General features: G+C 38.6%; 15 protein-coding genes. 6 read left to right on the top strand and 9 right to left on the bottom strand.

The features are described from left to right. The first annotated feature begins 201 nt into the window (after positions 1 to 201). On the top strand, positions 202 to 657 hold the full coding sequence (locus A923_RS0101885; RefSeq protein ID WP_017219945.1) for a tellurite resistance TerB family protein: 456 nt from the start codon (positions 202 to 204) through the stop codon (positions 655 to 657). Positions 658 to 1,122: 465 nt separating this feature from the next. Here the strand turns inward: A923_RS0101885 and A923_RS22465 are convergent, their stop codons facing one another. Further along, positions 1,123 to 1,290 carry a hypothetical protein gene (locus tag A923_RS22465; RefSeq protein ID WP_017219944.1) on the bottom strand — a complete coding sequence of 56 codons (168 nt, stop codon included), beginning with the start codon at positions 1,288 to 1,290 and terminating at the stop codon, positions 1,123 to 1,125. A gap of 748 nt (positions 1,291 to 2,038) precedes the next feature. Here A923_RS22465 and A923_RS0101875 point away from each other — a divergent pair. Beyond that, positions 2,039 to 2,461, top strand: coding sequence for a Spy/CpxP family protein refolding chaperone (locus tag A923_RS0101875; RefSeq protein ID WP_017219943.1), 423 nt, complete (start codon positions 2,039 to 2,041; stop codon positions 2,459 to 2,461). Positions 2,462 to 2,575: 114 nt separating this feature from the next. Here A923_RS0101875 and A923_RS0101870 read toward each other — a convergent pair whose 3' ends face one another. The 4 genes from A923_RS0101870 to A923_RS0101855 all read right to left on the bottom strand — a co-directional run bounded on the left by A923_RS0101870 (position 2,576) and on the right by A923_RS0101855 (position 7,889). Beyond that, positions 2,576 to 3,796, bottom strand: a complete 1,221-nt coding sequence (locus A923_RS0101870) for an HDOD domain-containing protein (protein WP_017219942.1) — start codon at positions 3,794 to 3,796, stop codon at positions 2,576 to 2,578. A gap of 160 nt (positions 3,797 to 3,956) precedes the next feature. Beyond that, entirely contained in the window at positions 3,957 to 5,234 is a 1,278-nt protein-coding gene (locus A923_RS0101865) for a DEAD/DEAH box helicase (protein ID WP_017219941.1), read from the bottom strand. 187 nt (positions 5,235 to 5,421) lie between these two features. Next, complete coding sequence (locus A923_RS0101860) at positions 5,422 to 6,480, bottom strand: hypothetical protein (RefSeq protein WP_017219940.1); 1,059 nt, start codon at positions 6,478 to 6,480, stop codon at positions 5,422 to 5,424. Between the two features lie 212 nt (positions 6,481 to 6,692). Next, positions 6,693 to 7,889 (bottom strand): multidrug effflux MFS transporter, encoded by a 1,197-nt coding sequence (locus A923_RS0101855; protein ID WP_026006015.1) that lies wholly within the window; start codon positions 7,887 to 7,889, stop codon positions 6,693 to 6,695. 117 nt (positions 7,890 to 8,006) lie between these two features. On the opposite strand from A923_RS0101855, the gene A923_RS23200 reads away from it, so the two are divergent. The 4 genes from A923_RS23200 (at position 8,007) to A923_RS0101840 (ending at position 10,304) form a co-directional block, all read left to right on the top strand. Continuing rightward, positions 8,007 to 8,411, top strand: a complete 405-nt coding sequence (locus tag A923_RS23200) for a LysR family transcriptional regulator (protein WP_237716155.1) — start codon at positions 8,007 to 8,009, stop codon at positions 8,409 to 8,411. Beyond that, positions 8,329 to 8,976: a LysR substrate-binding domain-containing protein gene (locus A923_RS0101850; protein WP_017219938.1), complete on the top strand. Its 648-nt coding sequence runs from the start codon at positions 8,329 to 8,331 to the stop codon at positions 8,974 to 8,976. Before A923_RS23200 ends, A923_RS0101850 begins: the two co-directional genes overlap by 83 nt. Positions 8,977 to 9,239: 263 nt before the next feature. Further along, the gene (locus tag A923_RS0101845) at positions 9,240 to 9,866 is read left to right on the top strand and encodes a flavin reductase family protein (protein ID WP_083849951.1); all 627 of its coding nucleotides are present in this window, start codon (positions 9,240 to 9,242) and stop codon (positions 9,864 to 9,866) included. 21 nt (positions 9,867 to 9,887) lie between these two features. Beyond that, entirely contained in the window at positions 9,888 to 10,304 is a 417-nt protein-coding gene (locus A923_RS0101840) for a DUF3429 domain-containing protein (protein ID WP_017219936.1), read from the top strand. 16 nt (positions 10,305 to 10,320) lie between these two features. Here A923_RS0101840 and A923_RS0101835 read toward each other — a convergent pair whose 3' ends face one another. From A923_RS0101835 to A923_RS21910, 4 genes are all read right to left on the bottom strand, one after another. Then, a complete protein-coding gene (locus A923_RS0101835; RefSeq protein WP_017219935.1) occupies positions 10,321 to 10,536 on the bottom strand; it encodes a TIGR02450 family Trp-rich protein in 216 nt (71 codons plus the stop codon). Positions 10,537 to 10,549: 13 nt separating this feature from the next. Next, positions 10,550 to 10,819: a DUF3081 family protein gene (locus A923_RS0101830; RefSeq protein WP_017219934.1), complete on the bottom strand. Its 270-nt coding sequence runs from the start codon at positions 10,817 to 10,819 to the stop codon at positions 10,550 to 10,552. A 258-nt stretch (positions 10,820 to 11,077) separates the two neighbouring features. Next, positions 11,078 to 12,073: a 2-hydroxyacid dehydrogenase gene (locus A923_RS0101825; RefSeq protein ID WP_017219933.1), complete on the bottom strand. Its 996-nt coding sequence runs from the start codon at positions 12,071 to 12,073 to the stop codon at positions 11,078 to 11,080. Positions 12,074 to 12,286: 213 nt separating this feature from the next. Continuing rightward, positions 12,287 to 14,737: a response regulator gene (locus A923_RS21910; RefSeq protein ID WP_017219932.1), complete on the bottom strand. Its 2,451-nt coding sequence runs from the start codon at positions 14,735 to 14,737 to the stop codon at positions 12,287 to 12,289. Positions 14,738 to 14,898 lie beyond the last annotated feature (161 nt).

Raw genomic sequence — 14,898 nt, 5'->3', positions numbered from 1 at the left:
TGAACAATTAGATATAGAAAACAGTTCCTTAGTCGCATAAATAACACATTGTCACCAATAAGTATAAACAATGATATACAAATGCTTATTATCAATAAGTGGTAGACCAGAGTAGGGAATAGAACAAAACTTTTTAAACATCTTGTTGTCATAACGTAATGCACAGGAATAATGTCTTCTATTAATAAGAGTGAACCATGTATGTTTAAAGCATTACACAATTTATTTAAGCAATTATCTGATGACGCATCGTTACCAAATATCGTAGGTAAACAGGAATTTGAATTATCAATGGCAGCATTGTTATGTGAAGTTGCTAGCATAGATAATGACATTAACGACAAAGAAACCATTGCTAAAGTTCGTCAACTTTCATTATTACTCGGTATCGACAACGAAAAAGCGAACGAGTTGTTAGTCATCGCCAGTAAGAAAAGTGACGACTCAGTTTCAGTTTATGAATTTACATCGACGTTACGTAATGTTGAATACAAACAAAGGTATGAACTCATTGAGTCAATGTGGTGTGTGGCTTATGCCGATGGCGTTATTGATCCAAGTGAAGAAGCATTAATTAGACAAGTCGCAGATCTTATTTACATCACACATTCAGATTATATAAAAGCCAAGTTAGATGCGGATTCAAAACCGATATAATCGTCATGATAAATGAACCGCGAGTTCGGGCCTTGGTTTATATGTGTGAAGATATTTGATTACATCATATTTTGGATAAAATATGATGTAATCATTTAGATGCATATCATATACTTTATGGTAAATAAGATAAGTGTTAAATAGACAACATCTCAATCCATCAAACATTCATGAACTTGAACATCGACTATAGAATAGGTCTCTATATCATCTTCCCATAAACTCTATTTACCATAATATACATTATGCGCAGTGTTATATAAACCCAGATAGAGATGTCCGGTTTGAGATTATTGGGATTGATAGCAAAATATTGTTCCTGGTACTTCATTCTGATATCAAAAAACCGTGCGCTACGTGAAATCTGAAATGTTTTGCCAGTATAGTTATTGTAGATTTAACACAGCGCGTTATCTATTTAGCTGTTTGATTATTAATGTTTTTATCTGACTTTAAGTATTCCAGTTATTTTAAGCATGCGAATATTTTTGCATAACCATTGAAGTATTGTTCATCGCCATCGCTCAAATCTGCCGACAAAAGATCCTCATGTAAAAATACAATTGATTCTTTAATGTCGTTAAACTCGATTGATATTTCACTGCTCGCCGCGACGGTAAAATAAGTGACCATCTGTTAAACTGTTTTTTGCTATTTCTAATTCATGTACTGTCATATTATTTCAACATATGTTGTGAACAGTTTTCTTGATCTGTAACGGCTCGATTCTTACAACGCATATCTTACACAGCACCCGTTATAGTTCTCATCGAATCTCAACTTTGCTCTGAATGGATATTCTGAATAACTTTCTCAAACCAGAATTATTTTAAGTCATATTGAAGTCCGGCCATATTAAATTCACATCGGAATCATGTTGATTAGGGATTTATTCGAGTCGTTATTTTAAATGATCATACGTTAAATTTGCTCACTAGCGCGTCGATTACTGATTCAGATATCACGTGGTGACTGGTAAAAATGGACATTATTGAGTTTGTTGTTAATAACGCTAAAACTCTCTTGCATCGACTTTAACAATCAACTTAAACTATTGATTTTTAATCACATTGATAAATTATGATACAAGCGCCCTATCCTATTTCTTATACTTCTAGGCGGCCATACGCTGGGAATTATACTTGGTAGGAGTTAGTTCTTAAATGACATATCGTGTCGTAATTCGCCATAGTTTTAGTCTCTTAGTTTATGGCCAAATCTACTATACCACTTCATATATCACTACAATTCTGACACGATTTTAATTAATGCTTCTATAATTGTTGGTAATAATCAGATTATTTGTAAACGGATCAAGCTATCGTGCTCTTATGTTCATGCTAGCTACATATAATCAAACACAATTGATTGAGGTAAAACAATGAGATCTATAAAGAAGATGTTTTCTATCGTAGTTGTTTCAGCAGCTTTGGTTGCTGTGCCACTGGCTAATGCTTCTACCACGCAAGAAGTCGTACAAACTCCATTACAGCAAATAGTTGCTTCTCTGGAGCTAACGGAAGATCAAAAGAATGAAATATCTTCATTCATTGATAAGCATCAAGAGTCACGTCCAGTTATTGATATGGAAAAAGTGATACAACTAAAAAAAGAACAACTGCGCTTAATTTCTCAGCCTAAACTCGATGAACCGAAATTAGAGTCACTAATCGATATGATTCAAGGTAAGGAAAAACAACTTCTGATGGATGAGATGCGACTAAAAAATAATATTTACAACGTACTAACAGAAGATCAGAAAACTAAGTTCAAATCTTCATTGAAGTCATTGATATTAGATTGATTAATAAACGTGTCAAAATCCTCGTTAATGAAGGTTTTAACGAGGATTTATAAATTTTTTAATGAAGCGCCCTATTCTATGCAGAGCTATTGCAGAGCATTAATTTGCTATTCATTAAAACTCAAACTTACCTGGATTTCGACTTCTTATATCTTTAAAAGTACTCATTTCTATTTGATGATGTGCTAGCCAATAAGGTAGATGTTTAGTCACAAATACATTGGATTTATCCATCATATCAAAGGCTGTAAAAGCCTTACCCTGCGCAAGTGCTGCGCCCAAGACGCTTCGTTCCAAAATTGGCACGTCTTCAATATCTTCTAGCAGTGCATTCTTAATATGAATGGTATTCATATCCCAAGCGAATGTTTCTATTACTTTTTTGGTGACGATAGCTTCATATTTCTCAATGATTGTAGGCATATACTCAAGCTTAGGGGTCACATCCGCACAAGAAAAATACTCATCTCTCATCTTTTTTTCTTTATAATCCATCATGACAAGCGTTAAAGCTTCGTCAAAACTAGATGTAAAGTTGTTAGAAATAATAAACAGTCCAATCGACCTCATCATGCCAAGTAAAACACCAATGTCCGGCTCTTTATACTCCACATCTTCCAATCTCATTCTTGTTACATTGGCTGTCGTTACAGCACTTTGCCATACTTTCGGCACCATTATTTTGGTATTTTTATCTGACCATTTTAATAACTGTTTGGACATGATAACAGGAAAAATCATGCGACAACTTTCGATCCCAATAAAACCAATTGCGGTTTTAGCATCTCGAATATTTCTAACTGTATATCCTTTTTTCTTGCAAAAATTATCGTTATTAACCAAATCCAGAATACTATTAGATAAAGAGTTACTTAGCGCGCAAAGACTACCCAGTTTAGTAAAATCAAGGCTTTGGCCATATGCAAAGGAAGCAAACGATTCAAAATACGGCGTTCCAATGATAAGCTTGTTAACATCGGTGTCATTTAGCGTATTGGATAGGACGGCTTCAGCAGCCTTCATGACAACCTCTGAAACCATTTTATATCGTTCCTGCCGAGTTTGTGCATCAAGTCTTTTTTCTTTAACTCGGGCTTGTTCGCATTCTAAAAGAAGCCTTTGTTGCTCGCCAACTCGTTCCGTTTCATCCAAAATAACTGAATCACAAAAGTCTGACTCTCGACTTAATAAATGGTCGACATCTTTTTGATGGACCAAATATCGCTGGCTAACAAGCCATTTTGTAAATCTTGAATTCACTTGTTCACTAATTCTTTTAGCATCGTCAAGTCCCGATGGTCTATAACGTTTTTCGGTATAAATCGATGTCTTCATTAAAATCAGATCCTTTGTGACAGTGATTTCAAAATCACAATCTCTAACTAATTGATATTATGGTAAAGTATAGTTTAATTACGGCTGTTAGATTAACGCCGCACAAATACAAAAAAGGTGTCGACTATGCGACACCTATTCCTATTTATGGATTTATCTTTTATTCCGAGTCTGAGTTTCTCAACCAGATGTCAGCATTAACAGGCGCTTTATTTCGCTTCTTCTTACCGCTACCTTCAGGTGGCGCCATTGGTACATATGCTTCAACAGTTTCATCGACTTCAAAACCAGCTTCTTCTTCACGCTCAAGTCTGATCTTATTTTTCTTTTCGATGATACTGAAATGGTGCGCATCGACATGATCGATAAGTGATAATGCTAGGCCAACTTCACCGGCACGACCACTTCGGCCAATACGATGCATGTAATCTGATGGACTTCTTGGTAAATCGAAGTTGATTACTACTGGTAGTTTATCGATATCGATACCACGTGCAGCAATGTCTGTCGCGATTAACACGTGGATCTGACCAGCTTTAAATCCTTCAAGCGTACGAATACGCGCGCTCTGTCCTTTATCACCATGGAACACTTGTGAAGTCACACCACGTTTAGCAAGTTTTTCTGCTAAGTGATTACAGCTGTGTTTCGAATTAACAAAAATAAGCACTTGTCGCCATTCATGTTTCTTGATCAAATGCGCTAACAAGGCCGTCTTTTCACCTTGGTTAACGTTAAATACGCGTTGAACTAAAGTACTCGCATCCGCACTTTGCAATTGAATTTCAAGTGGGTCATTAAGCAGTTCTTCAGTTAACGCTTTTACTTGTTCAGGGAAAGTTGCTGAGAACAATAAAATCTGTTTTTGCTTTGGCATCAATGCCATTAATGCAGATAGCTCTTCTGTAAAGCCTAGGCTTAACATACGGTCGGCTTCATCTAACACTAAGGTTTTAACCATATCGAGTTTAATCGCATTGCTTGAAATCAAATCAAGTAATCGACCCGGCGTTGCAACTAAAATATCTGTGCCGCCACGTAATGCAAGCATTTGAGTATTTACAGAGACACCACCAAACACCGCAACCGTTTTAATGTCACCATTTAAATGTGCAGCATACGATTTAATACTGTCAGCAACCTGCATAGCAAGTTCACGAGTAGGCACCAAAATAAGTCCGGAAACAAAGTTACCTTTCGATTTTGTGCTGGTTTGATTTTCAGTATATAAATTCTGCAGCATAGGCAGTGCAAAAGCAGCTGTCTTACCTGAACCAGTATTAGCGCCTGCAATTAAGTCACGTCCAGCTAATACACTTGGGATAGCTTGTGCTTGAATTGGTGTAGGTTGCTGATATTCCATCTCAGTTAATCGAGTTAACAAAGGTGAAATAAGACCCAGTTCAGTGAAGTTGGTTGGTGCTGTTGCAGTTGTCATTTATATAAAAAACTCAAGAATAAGATAATAGTCGCGCATTTTAGCGCATTTCTGCACTATTAAGTTAGTGAAATCGTTCAAACGCTGCAGTAATGTCTCTCAATCCCTGAATAGATTGCGTTTTATTCGACGCTAAGTCTGTGTTCAGTGAGGAAAGGCCTAAATGTAATACGACATAGGCCTTCTACTAACCACCAATCGATAACAATGGACCTCTTGCTGTGTCACCAGAATCGGTCAAGCTGAGTAATATCTGTAAGACCCCGAAGGTTCGTTTGCTCATCAGATCCCGATCATCAATATAGAACCAATAGCCGCGATCACGGATTGCCACATACGCCATGTCCGGTTTTTCAATAGACGAATGAACTTGCAACAAAGGTCCACCGAGACCGGTATCAACAAATGTTGGAAAGGTTCTGCCCTCGTCTATATGTTGTTGAGGCACATCGACCATCCGAGCCAAGTCGACCATCATGTCCAGTATAGATAACGTCAATACGACGAGTGAATCGGGTTCATTGCTTATTAATCCATACGTCAAAGTGAACTCTTTAGCACCTTTTCGTAAGCCTAACGTTTCCTGTAGGAAAGATAGGTCTTCACGTGTCTGTTCATCAAGTTCGACATCGTTCACGTACAGCACAATCCGCGCCCTTTCATTGTGGTTGTTACTGCGTCGCAGCGCTAAAATGCGCGCTTCACGTAGCCGAGTCCAAACAGACAGCGTCTCACGAAACCCGGGGTCAGCCTGCTGCGGAGGATTAGAATCTGCAACACCATTAATTTGTGCCACGGTCAGACGAAACATCAGCTCGGGTGGCCAGCCAGATTGCACTAATGCAAACAATGATTCCGGAGAAATGGGGGTCAACAAACTTTCAGAAAATTTCTTTCCCGAGATAGGACTGTAAGTGATCGTCGGACGATCTTCCCAACGCCCTCCTGCACCAAGATTCGCGGTATTACTGCCGCTATTGAATCCAAGCCCCGCGTCAATACTGCCAGACAAGGAGTACTGATTAATCACAGAAGCAACATCAACAAAGATAGGTGCCTCCATATACCGCAGACGCACTATGTTACCGAGCAGTTGTTGTTTAATTGACGTATTAAGGGAAAGCCCATAGTCCATGCGATCACGTTCAATAGTACTCGGACCGAGGCTAGTGCAAGAGACCAGTAAAGCTGTTGATGTAATAAGCAAGGTCTTAAAGCCGCGTTGTAATATCCATATTATCGTCATTCTAATACCTACTATTTATGATTACTTACAGCGCAGTTCCACTGGATGGTCTAGGACGCCAGGATTACCTAAGTATTGTAGTGATTTAATGAATTTGGTGTTCAGGCATAAAAATTTTAATTTTGGGAGTAATTTGTCGCTTATGGATCAATATGGCTTAATTTTGGGGCTTTAAAAGGTGACTGTTCGTATTAAAGAAATGGCTGTTTTACTCAATTTTGTTGAGCGCTATGCCATTTATGACCTCGCTTTGATAAAAACACAATTAAGCCCGGAATGAACAACCACATATGTAATGTTAATAATAATGGCGGCGTCAACTCAAGCCGCTGCGTCAAACTAACCATTAATCCAGCGCCACTCATCTGAAACAACCCAAGTAATGCTGCGGCGGTACCAGCCCGATCACCAAACGGTGCTAGAGCACTTCCGGCTGAGGATGCAAAAACAAACGAAAAACCTAACGAAGTCATAAACGTTGGGATCATAAAAGCCCATGCTTGTTGGCTGTAGCTCAAACCAAGCATCATCGCTCCCGAAATAATCAAGATAACGAATCCCGCATAGAGAATTCGGCGAGATCCAAATAGGTCCATAAATTTTGGAGCTGCCATGCATGACAAAATGTTCAGAACGGCGTTAATACCAAACCATATAATAAATTGGTTCATATTGAGCCCTAATTTCATCATTAACCACACAGGCGCTGAAGTCACATAGGCTAGGATAACAGCCATCGCTAACATGCATAATGTAGCGTGAAATAAAAATGTAGGTTCACGCAATATTGAAAAGTAACGAGAGAAACTGAATAAAGTATCTTCTACATCGACATTGCTTGGTCGTGTTTCTTTAAAATTCAATATGACAAAAATACCCGCGATAACCGAAAATACGAACATAAAACTAAAGTTAGAACGCCAACCAAAGTGGAGTGTCAACCAAGCACCTAAGAGGGGGGCTAATACTGGTACACAGCAAATAGCACCATTAAGGTAGCTGATCATACGCCCACATTTTTCAGGACCAAAACTATCACGCACAGCTGCAAATGCGGCGACTGATGTGGCACAGGCACCTAATCCTTGTATTAAACGCGCCACCAATAACATATCCAGAGTATCGGCAATATAAGCCAAAGCCGAGCTAAAAGCGTAGATGAGTATGCCACCTAATGCGATAGGACGGCGTCCAAAGCGATCGGCCAATGGCCCTGCTAATAATTGGCCGATCCCCAAACTAAACATGAACCAAGTGACAGTATCTTGCAAACGCGTAACATCAACAGAAAACTCTTTAGCCATCATAGGTAATGCTGGTAAGTAGATGTCAATTGCCAGAGGATTAAACAGGACTAGAGTAACCACAAGAGCAACGAGTCGAGAGTTAGTAGACATTGAAAGTATCACATTATTTTCCTAATAAATTATAATACAGACAATCTAAGTCCTTGAAGATATGAATAGAAATGGTTTATATTCAACATAGTTATTTCATTATGGAATATCTTTATTTTATGAGGTGTTATGTCTTTTGATAAGTTGGCTCGACTCGATCTTAATTTGTTAGTGTGTTTACATATTTTGCTAGAAGAGTGCAGTGTCACTCACGCTGCAGATCGTTTGCATCTAAGCCAGTCGGCAGTAAGTAAAAGCCTCAATAGATTGCGCGAACAATTTGATGATCCGCTGTTTATTCGTACTGCCTATGGCATTCAGCCTACTGAATATGCTCTCGATTTAGCACCACAACTTGAGACTCTGTTATTTAATATTGAACAGCTCACGGCGCCGAAGAAATTTGTGCCGACAACGAGTCAGCGGCACTTCAAAATGGCAGTGGTTGAAAATGTTTATCCACTTTTCTTACCGCAATTTCTTACCGCAATTTCTTGGCGAAATTTTTGCAGAGGCTCCTCATGTTATCCTTGATAATCAGAGTTGGGATAGTGAAACCTTCGAGCTATTACGCAAGGGTGTTCTTGATTTTGGTATCACAGGCAAAGATCTCAACCCACAAGATGCTGTACTTACTTTGATGCCGCCAAAAGGTATTAATTGTTATGAACTGTGTCAAGACACACAGAGTTGCCTCGTAAGGAGGAATCATCCAATTCTAAAACAAACTTGGGATGAGGATAACTATCTCCGTCAACGACATATTCAGGTACGGAGTATGAAAAATGATCGTTGGCTGTTGGATTACAAATTAGCGGAAAAAGGTTTATCAAGAGATATCGCAATCTATGTTCCAGATTTCCATAATGCGGCAACCCTATGTACCCATACAGATTTTGTGTTGACCGCTCCCAATCACTTTGCCCTGAGTATTGCCGAACAGTTAGATCTCGTTATTTTACCGTTACCAACACAACTTCCTCTTATGGCTTACACGCTATTTTGGCATCAAAATAAGGATAAAGATCTCGGTCATAACTGGTTGCGTAAAATAATAATTCGCCGTTGCAAAGATTTGTCTGTTCATGAACGATTTTAAATATGCCCTCCTCATCGTTATGCTTTGTGTATTTGGGGGGTAAAGCCATGTCATATTAGCCCCAAATATCTATTCTGTTGAAAAGATTATCTTTTTACCCCTGATATTATTGCGATACAACCAACCAACAACTTTAATTGTCACATTAGAGAAATAGTCGATATTATTTGATCTTAAACCTGTTATCCACCGTATTGATCTAAGCGACTCATCATAATGGAACAATACAATTGAAACATATAAACGCTCAGAGCCTTGGCAACATGCCAGACCGATATCGAACGCATTTAATCAACAGCTTATCTGGTTTTAAAAGCGCAAACCTTATAGGTACTGTCAATGGGCAAGGACAAACTAACTTGGCTATGTTTAGCTCTGTTATTCACCTAGGCGCATCACCCGCTTTAATTGGCTTTATTACTCGTCCAGACAGTGTCATTCGTCATACCTTAGACAACATCAAGCAGACAAAGCAATACACAATCAATCAAGTCAGTGAAGATTTTTACTTAAGCGCACATCAAACATCAGCGCGTTATTTGAGTGACGAAAGTGAGTTTGCACATACAGGCTTGACTGAACATTATATCGACGGCTACAGCGCCCCATTTGTTAAAGAAAGTGGTCTTAAATATGTATTAACACTACGAGAAATAATGCCGATCGCATTGAATAATACTCAACTAGTGATTGGTGAGGTAACCGATATACTGTGTGATGAGCAAGCCATTAGAAGTGATGGTTATATTGATATTGAAACATTAAAGACCGTCTCTGTCTCTGGGCTAGATAGCTATCACGTCAGTTCAAGATTATCTCGTTTAAGTTATGCCAAAGCCGATACATTACCAACAAGTATCAGCGTAGATGGATATCCAACCGTACTGTAACTGTGTCATGAAGGATAAGTGATGAAAATACCTCAAACACTCGGTTATATGGGGTTAATGCCCTTTATAATTAGTCTGTATTTAAGCATAAATGATACGGGATGGCAGTTAGATGCTAAACAAGTCTTTATCGCTTACAGCGCTATCATTCTAAGCTTTGTTGCCGGGACGCTCTGGCAAACGAGTGACGAAACGAAGCACGACCGAAGAAAAATAGTCAGTAATATATTTAGCCTGTTCGCGTTTCTCACCTTGCTCGTTAATCATCATCTTGCTTTGATGATCTTAGCTGCAAATTACATTTTGTTATTCTTATATGAATCTAAATTAGTCACACTAAACCAAGAAAATGATAGAAACCCAGCTTATATGTCAATGCGATTTAGACTCACATGTATAGTCGTTTTACTGCATGGTAGTGCGTATTATTTATGGTGATAACTGTTGTTAACCCCTATTGCCAACCAATAAGCCATTTATCTGTTAACTTTAATTCACGCCAATCAATATTGTATTCGTTCTTGCTCATTACCGCCTCTATCACGCATTCGATAACCTTTTGGTCTTCATCAAATTTAACGAGTGTGATGATAAAATGCTTTTCTTTGTTGGTGACATCGACCTTGGTCCATTTACTCAGCATTAACGCTTTGGGATTAATACTATTCATAGTCGGCTCCTTGTTATTCATTGTCTTTATCAACGAGTAATTTTGATATCTTTTTAAAGAATATATCTACGGTCTCTTTATCTTTGTAATCAAATCTATACGGCCCATGAAATAACAACGTGATGGTCAAATCTTTATAGGTTAACCAACACGTATAGCCATCGAAATCATGTGATGCTCTAATATCTGAAAACTCATAAGCACCGTTGGACTTGCAGCCTTTACTGGTAATGAGATTAAATGCTTTTAACAAATTCCGTTTTTCTAACTTGTTCACATCCATAGCTACCCCTATTCTGGAAATCCAGTACTAGTCAGATTATATTAATGATTGAAACGAATGCTGTGATTGATTAAGCATTCGTTTCAATCGAAAATTGTCTTTATTCTTGTAGTTATATACGCACTGAACAGGAATAAGGATCAACTTATTTCATCACTAAGATGGACGCGCCAACATAAACACATCCACATTAGCGTTAACAGCAACAACAACGCCTCACTCACTTTCCATCAGCCGTGAGCATCATATTTAGGGGGACTACGGATTAACCATTTCGTTACCTGACGTCTTACCTTGCTCATAAAATTGCAAATTACCGAGAGTTGTGTCGACAATATTGGCAAGTGCTTCTTCAGTTAAAAATGCCTGATGACCGGTGAATAGCACGTTGTGGCATGATGATAATCGACGGAATACATCATCTTCAATGACATCATTCGATTTATCCTGAAAGAATAAGTCTTTCTCGTTTTCATAAACATCAATTCCTAAAGCCCCTATTCTTCTGGCTTTCAAGGCGTCGATGGCATCTTTAGAATTAAGTAAACCACCACGACTGGTATTAATGATCATGACCCCATCACGCATTTTGTCAAAGGCTGCTGTATTCAACATATGGTAATTGTCTTCTGTCATTGGGCAGTGCAAAGTGATCACATCAGCCTTGTCGTAAATCTCATCAAGCGATACGTAAGTTGCACCAAGCTCTAAGGCCATCTGATTTTCATACGGGTCAAAAGCTAAAATATTCATGCCTAAACCGTTGAGAATCCGCATTGTCGCGATACCAATCTTTCCGGTTCCAATAACACCGACTGTGCGACCATGAAAATTGAAGCCTGTTAATCCATCAAGCATAAAGTTAACGTCACGTGTACGTTGATATGCACGATGAATATGACGGTTCAAGCTCAACATAAGACCGATGGTATGTTCAGCAATCGCTTCGGGAGAATAAGAGGGTACGCGAACAACCTGAATACCAAGGCGTTTGGCCGCGGCAAGATCTACGTTATCAAACCCTGCGCAACGCATGGCGATAATGGTTACCCCGTGGTTTGCCAATATGGTGAGCACGGCGTCACTTAGATCATCATTAACAAATGCACAAACAGCATGGAACCCTTCAGTCACGCGCGCGACTTGCTGTGTCAATCTAAAGTCAAAGTAAACTAATTCATGTTGATAATTTTGATTTATCAAATCAAGGGATTTCTGATCATAACTTTTAGTACTAAAAACGGCTACTTTCATGTCGTCACCTCGTTCATAAGGAGTTACAGCCTTGATATAGGGTATAAAATTAATACCAGTGACTGCACTGGTAGGATATTTATATTACTAACGATATTACCACTGAGTTATAACCACAGGCAAATACTAGGATCAAAAAAACCAATTACATATAATTGGCTTTTTTCGTCGTATTGGCTTCAGCCAGTAACTTAAAATGATTTGGTCTGCGTGTTACTGATAGTAGATATTATCTACAACAGCGTCATCACATTTTTCGGGTTTTAACCACTTTAATAATATACCTTCAAGTTCTTCTACATCGATAGGTTTACTTAAGTAATCACTCATGCCAACGTTAAAACACTTTTCCTTATCACCAGCCATCACACTTGCGGTCAACGCAATGACGGGTATCTGATGATTTGATTCACCGGCGTCTCCAGAACGAATTCTCTGGGTGGCTTCAAACCCGCCCATTATTGGCATTTGACAGTCCATCAGTACTAAATCGTAATGGGACTGACTTAGTTTATCTATCGCCTCACCACCATGATTAGCCACTTCTACCGTTAGGTTATATTTGAGCAATAGCGCTTTTGCAACCAACTGATTCACTTTATTATCTTCAACCAAGAGAATACGGGTTGCTTTTGTCCAGCTGGTTTTAGGGTTTGCTTTGTTCAGTCTGGAGTTATTTTTAACATGATTGTAAACAGGCAGTTGAGATTTTTTGAATGAGTCAGGATCCGCCTTCGTTATTGCTAATGCAGCAACGAGACCGGATGCTGTTGCCGGTTTAACAACATAATCGCTAAAGCCAGACTGAGTAAAGTGCTCAGTTTCATCCAATTCGTCGATAAAAGTCATCAAGATTAGTTTCATGTTAGCAAAGTCATTATTGTTATGTAACTGGTTACCTAGTGCCATGCCATCCATGTCAGGCATTTTCATATCTATAAAGGCAATATCAAAAATAGGTTTGCGTTGTTGTTCTACACGATCCTGACAAATCTGTAATGCTTGCGTTGCATTCACAGCCTCGACGACAACCGCGCCCCATGTCGCTAATAAACCGGACATAACATTCCGGTTGGATTCATTGTCGTCGACAATTAACACAGTCAATTCACTTATATTTATAACTGGTATAGCAATAGGTTGCTGGTCAATCACATCCAGCGGAATGATGATAGTGAAACAACTGCCCTTACCAATCACACTTGTTACGCTAATTGTCCCAGACATCAATTCGGATAAACGCAGGCAGATGCTCAAGCCCAAGCCGGTGCCCCCATATTCGCGTGTTGTCGATGTATCAACCTGAGTAAATGATTCAAACAAGGAAGCTTGCTTATCTAGCGGAATGCCAATACCAGTATCAATAATATGGCAAGTAAACTGCACGTTATGCTTATCGATTTGTTTGGTGGAGGCGCGAATAACGATTTCTCCCGCGTCCGTAAATTTAATTGCGTTACCAATAACGTTAGTTAAAACTTGACGCAGTCGATGCGTATCCCCTTTTATCGCGATATTGCTGACACTGGCAATATCGAGCACCAATTCCAAGCCTTTTTGATGCGCTTGCAACGCTAAACTTTCACTCACGTCCTCTAGTGTTTTGCGTAAATCAAACGGAATATTCTCGAGGGTTAATTTACCCGCTTCAATTTTAGAGAAATCAAGAATATCATTAATAAGCGTAAGCAGTGACTGGGCACTGGATTGAGCAATATTGGCTTTATAGTACTGTTCTTTATCTAACTTGGTATCAAGTAATAGTCCAAGCATACCTAACACCCCGTTCATTGGAGTGCGGATTTCATGGCTCATTGAGGCAAGAAACTCGCTTTTGGCTTCGAGTGCTTTTTCCATCTTAGTGGTGGATTGCTTTAGTGACTTAGACATATCGTTAAATGATTCAGCTAAAGTAAATAACTCATCTTTACTGGTGATTGTAATCTTGGAATCAAAATCGCCTTTAGTTATTCTTTCGGTACCAACTACCAATTTTCTAAGGTTTATAAGTATATTGTTTGACATGAATAGCGTAGTAATCCCAGCCAAAGCAATGGCAAGTAGAGTACTAATAACAATCATTATCTTTGTGTTATTTGCTGTATTAAACGCTTCATTTTGACGTTTAGTCAGTAAACGATTCTCTTCTTCAATAAAATCAGCTGTAATAGCTCTTATATTGTCTATTATTTGTTTACCTGTTTGTGATTCAATTAACTGGATCACAATAATTAATGAGCCATCATTCTGGACCCGCTTTCTCGCTGCAATCTCTATTTCAGCAGCTTCGTTTATCCATCTTTTTTGTAATTCACCTATTTGTTCAATCTTTGCTACTTGGGATGGGTTATCTGAAACCTGCATATTGAGTGCCTGAATATGCTCGTTCCAGATATCCTTTGCACTGTAATAGGGTTCTAAGAATACAGATTTACCCGTAATTAAATAACCGCGTTCACCTGTTTCCATGTCCAACATTAACTTAACTAATTCATGGCCTTTTGCTGTAACTGCATGAGTATGCTCAACCCATTTTGCGGTGCTGATTGTTCTTTCTATATTGATATAAACCACTATCGAAATATTTATCAGCAGCAGAATTGGGATCGATGCGCACATAAATATTTTATTTCTAATTGATAAGTTGTTCATTCTTTGTAGCATAAATTAAACCTATAGGTAACAACCGACCACTCGATTTATATTGGTAATCATCGGATTAAAGGATGTATCTTGTTGTTATTAGTATAGATAATAAAGACATCGTTACCTAAGTTACTGAGGATGTAGGTCACAATAATGAAGTAATAGTGCGCAGGAGCATC

Source organism: Moritella dasanensis ArB 0140 (assembly GCF_000276805.1).
Classification (GTDB): Bacteria; Pseudomonadota; Gammaproteobacteria; order Enterobacterales; family Moritellaceae; genus Moritella; species Moritella dasanensis.
The sequence above is the reverse complement of the archived record's forward strand: the minus strand, read 5'-3'. Positions and strand labels throughout refer to the sequence as shown.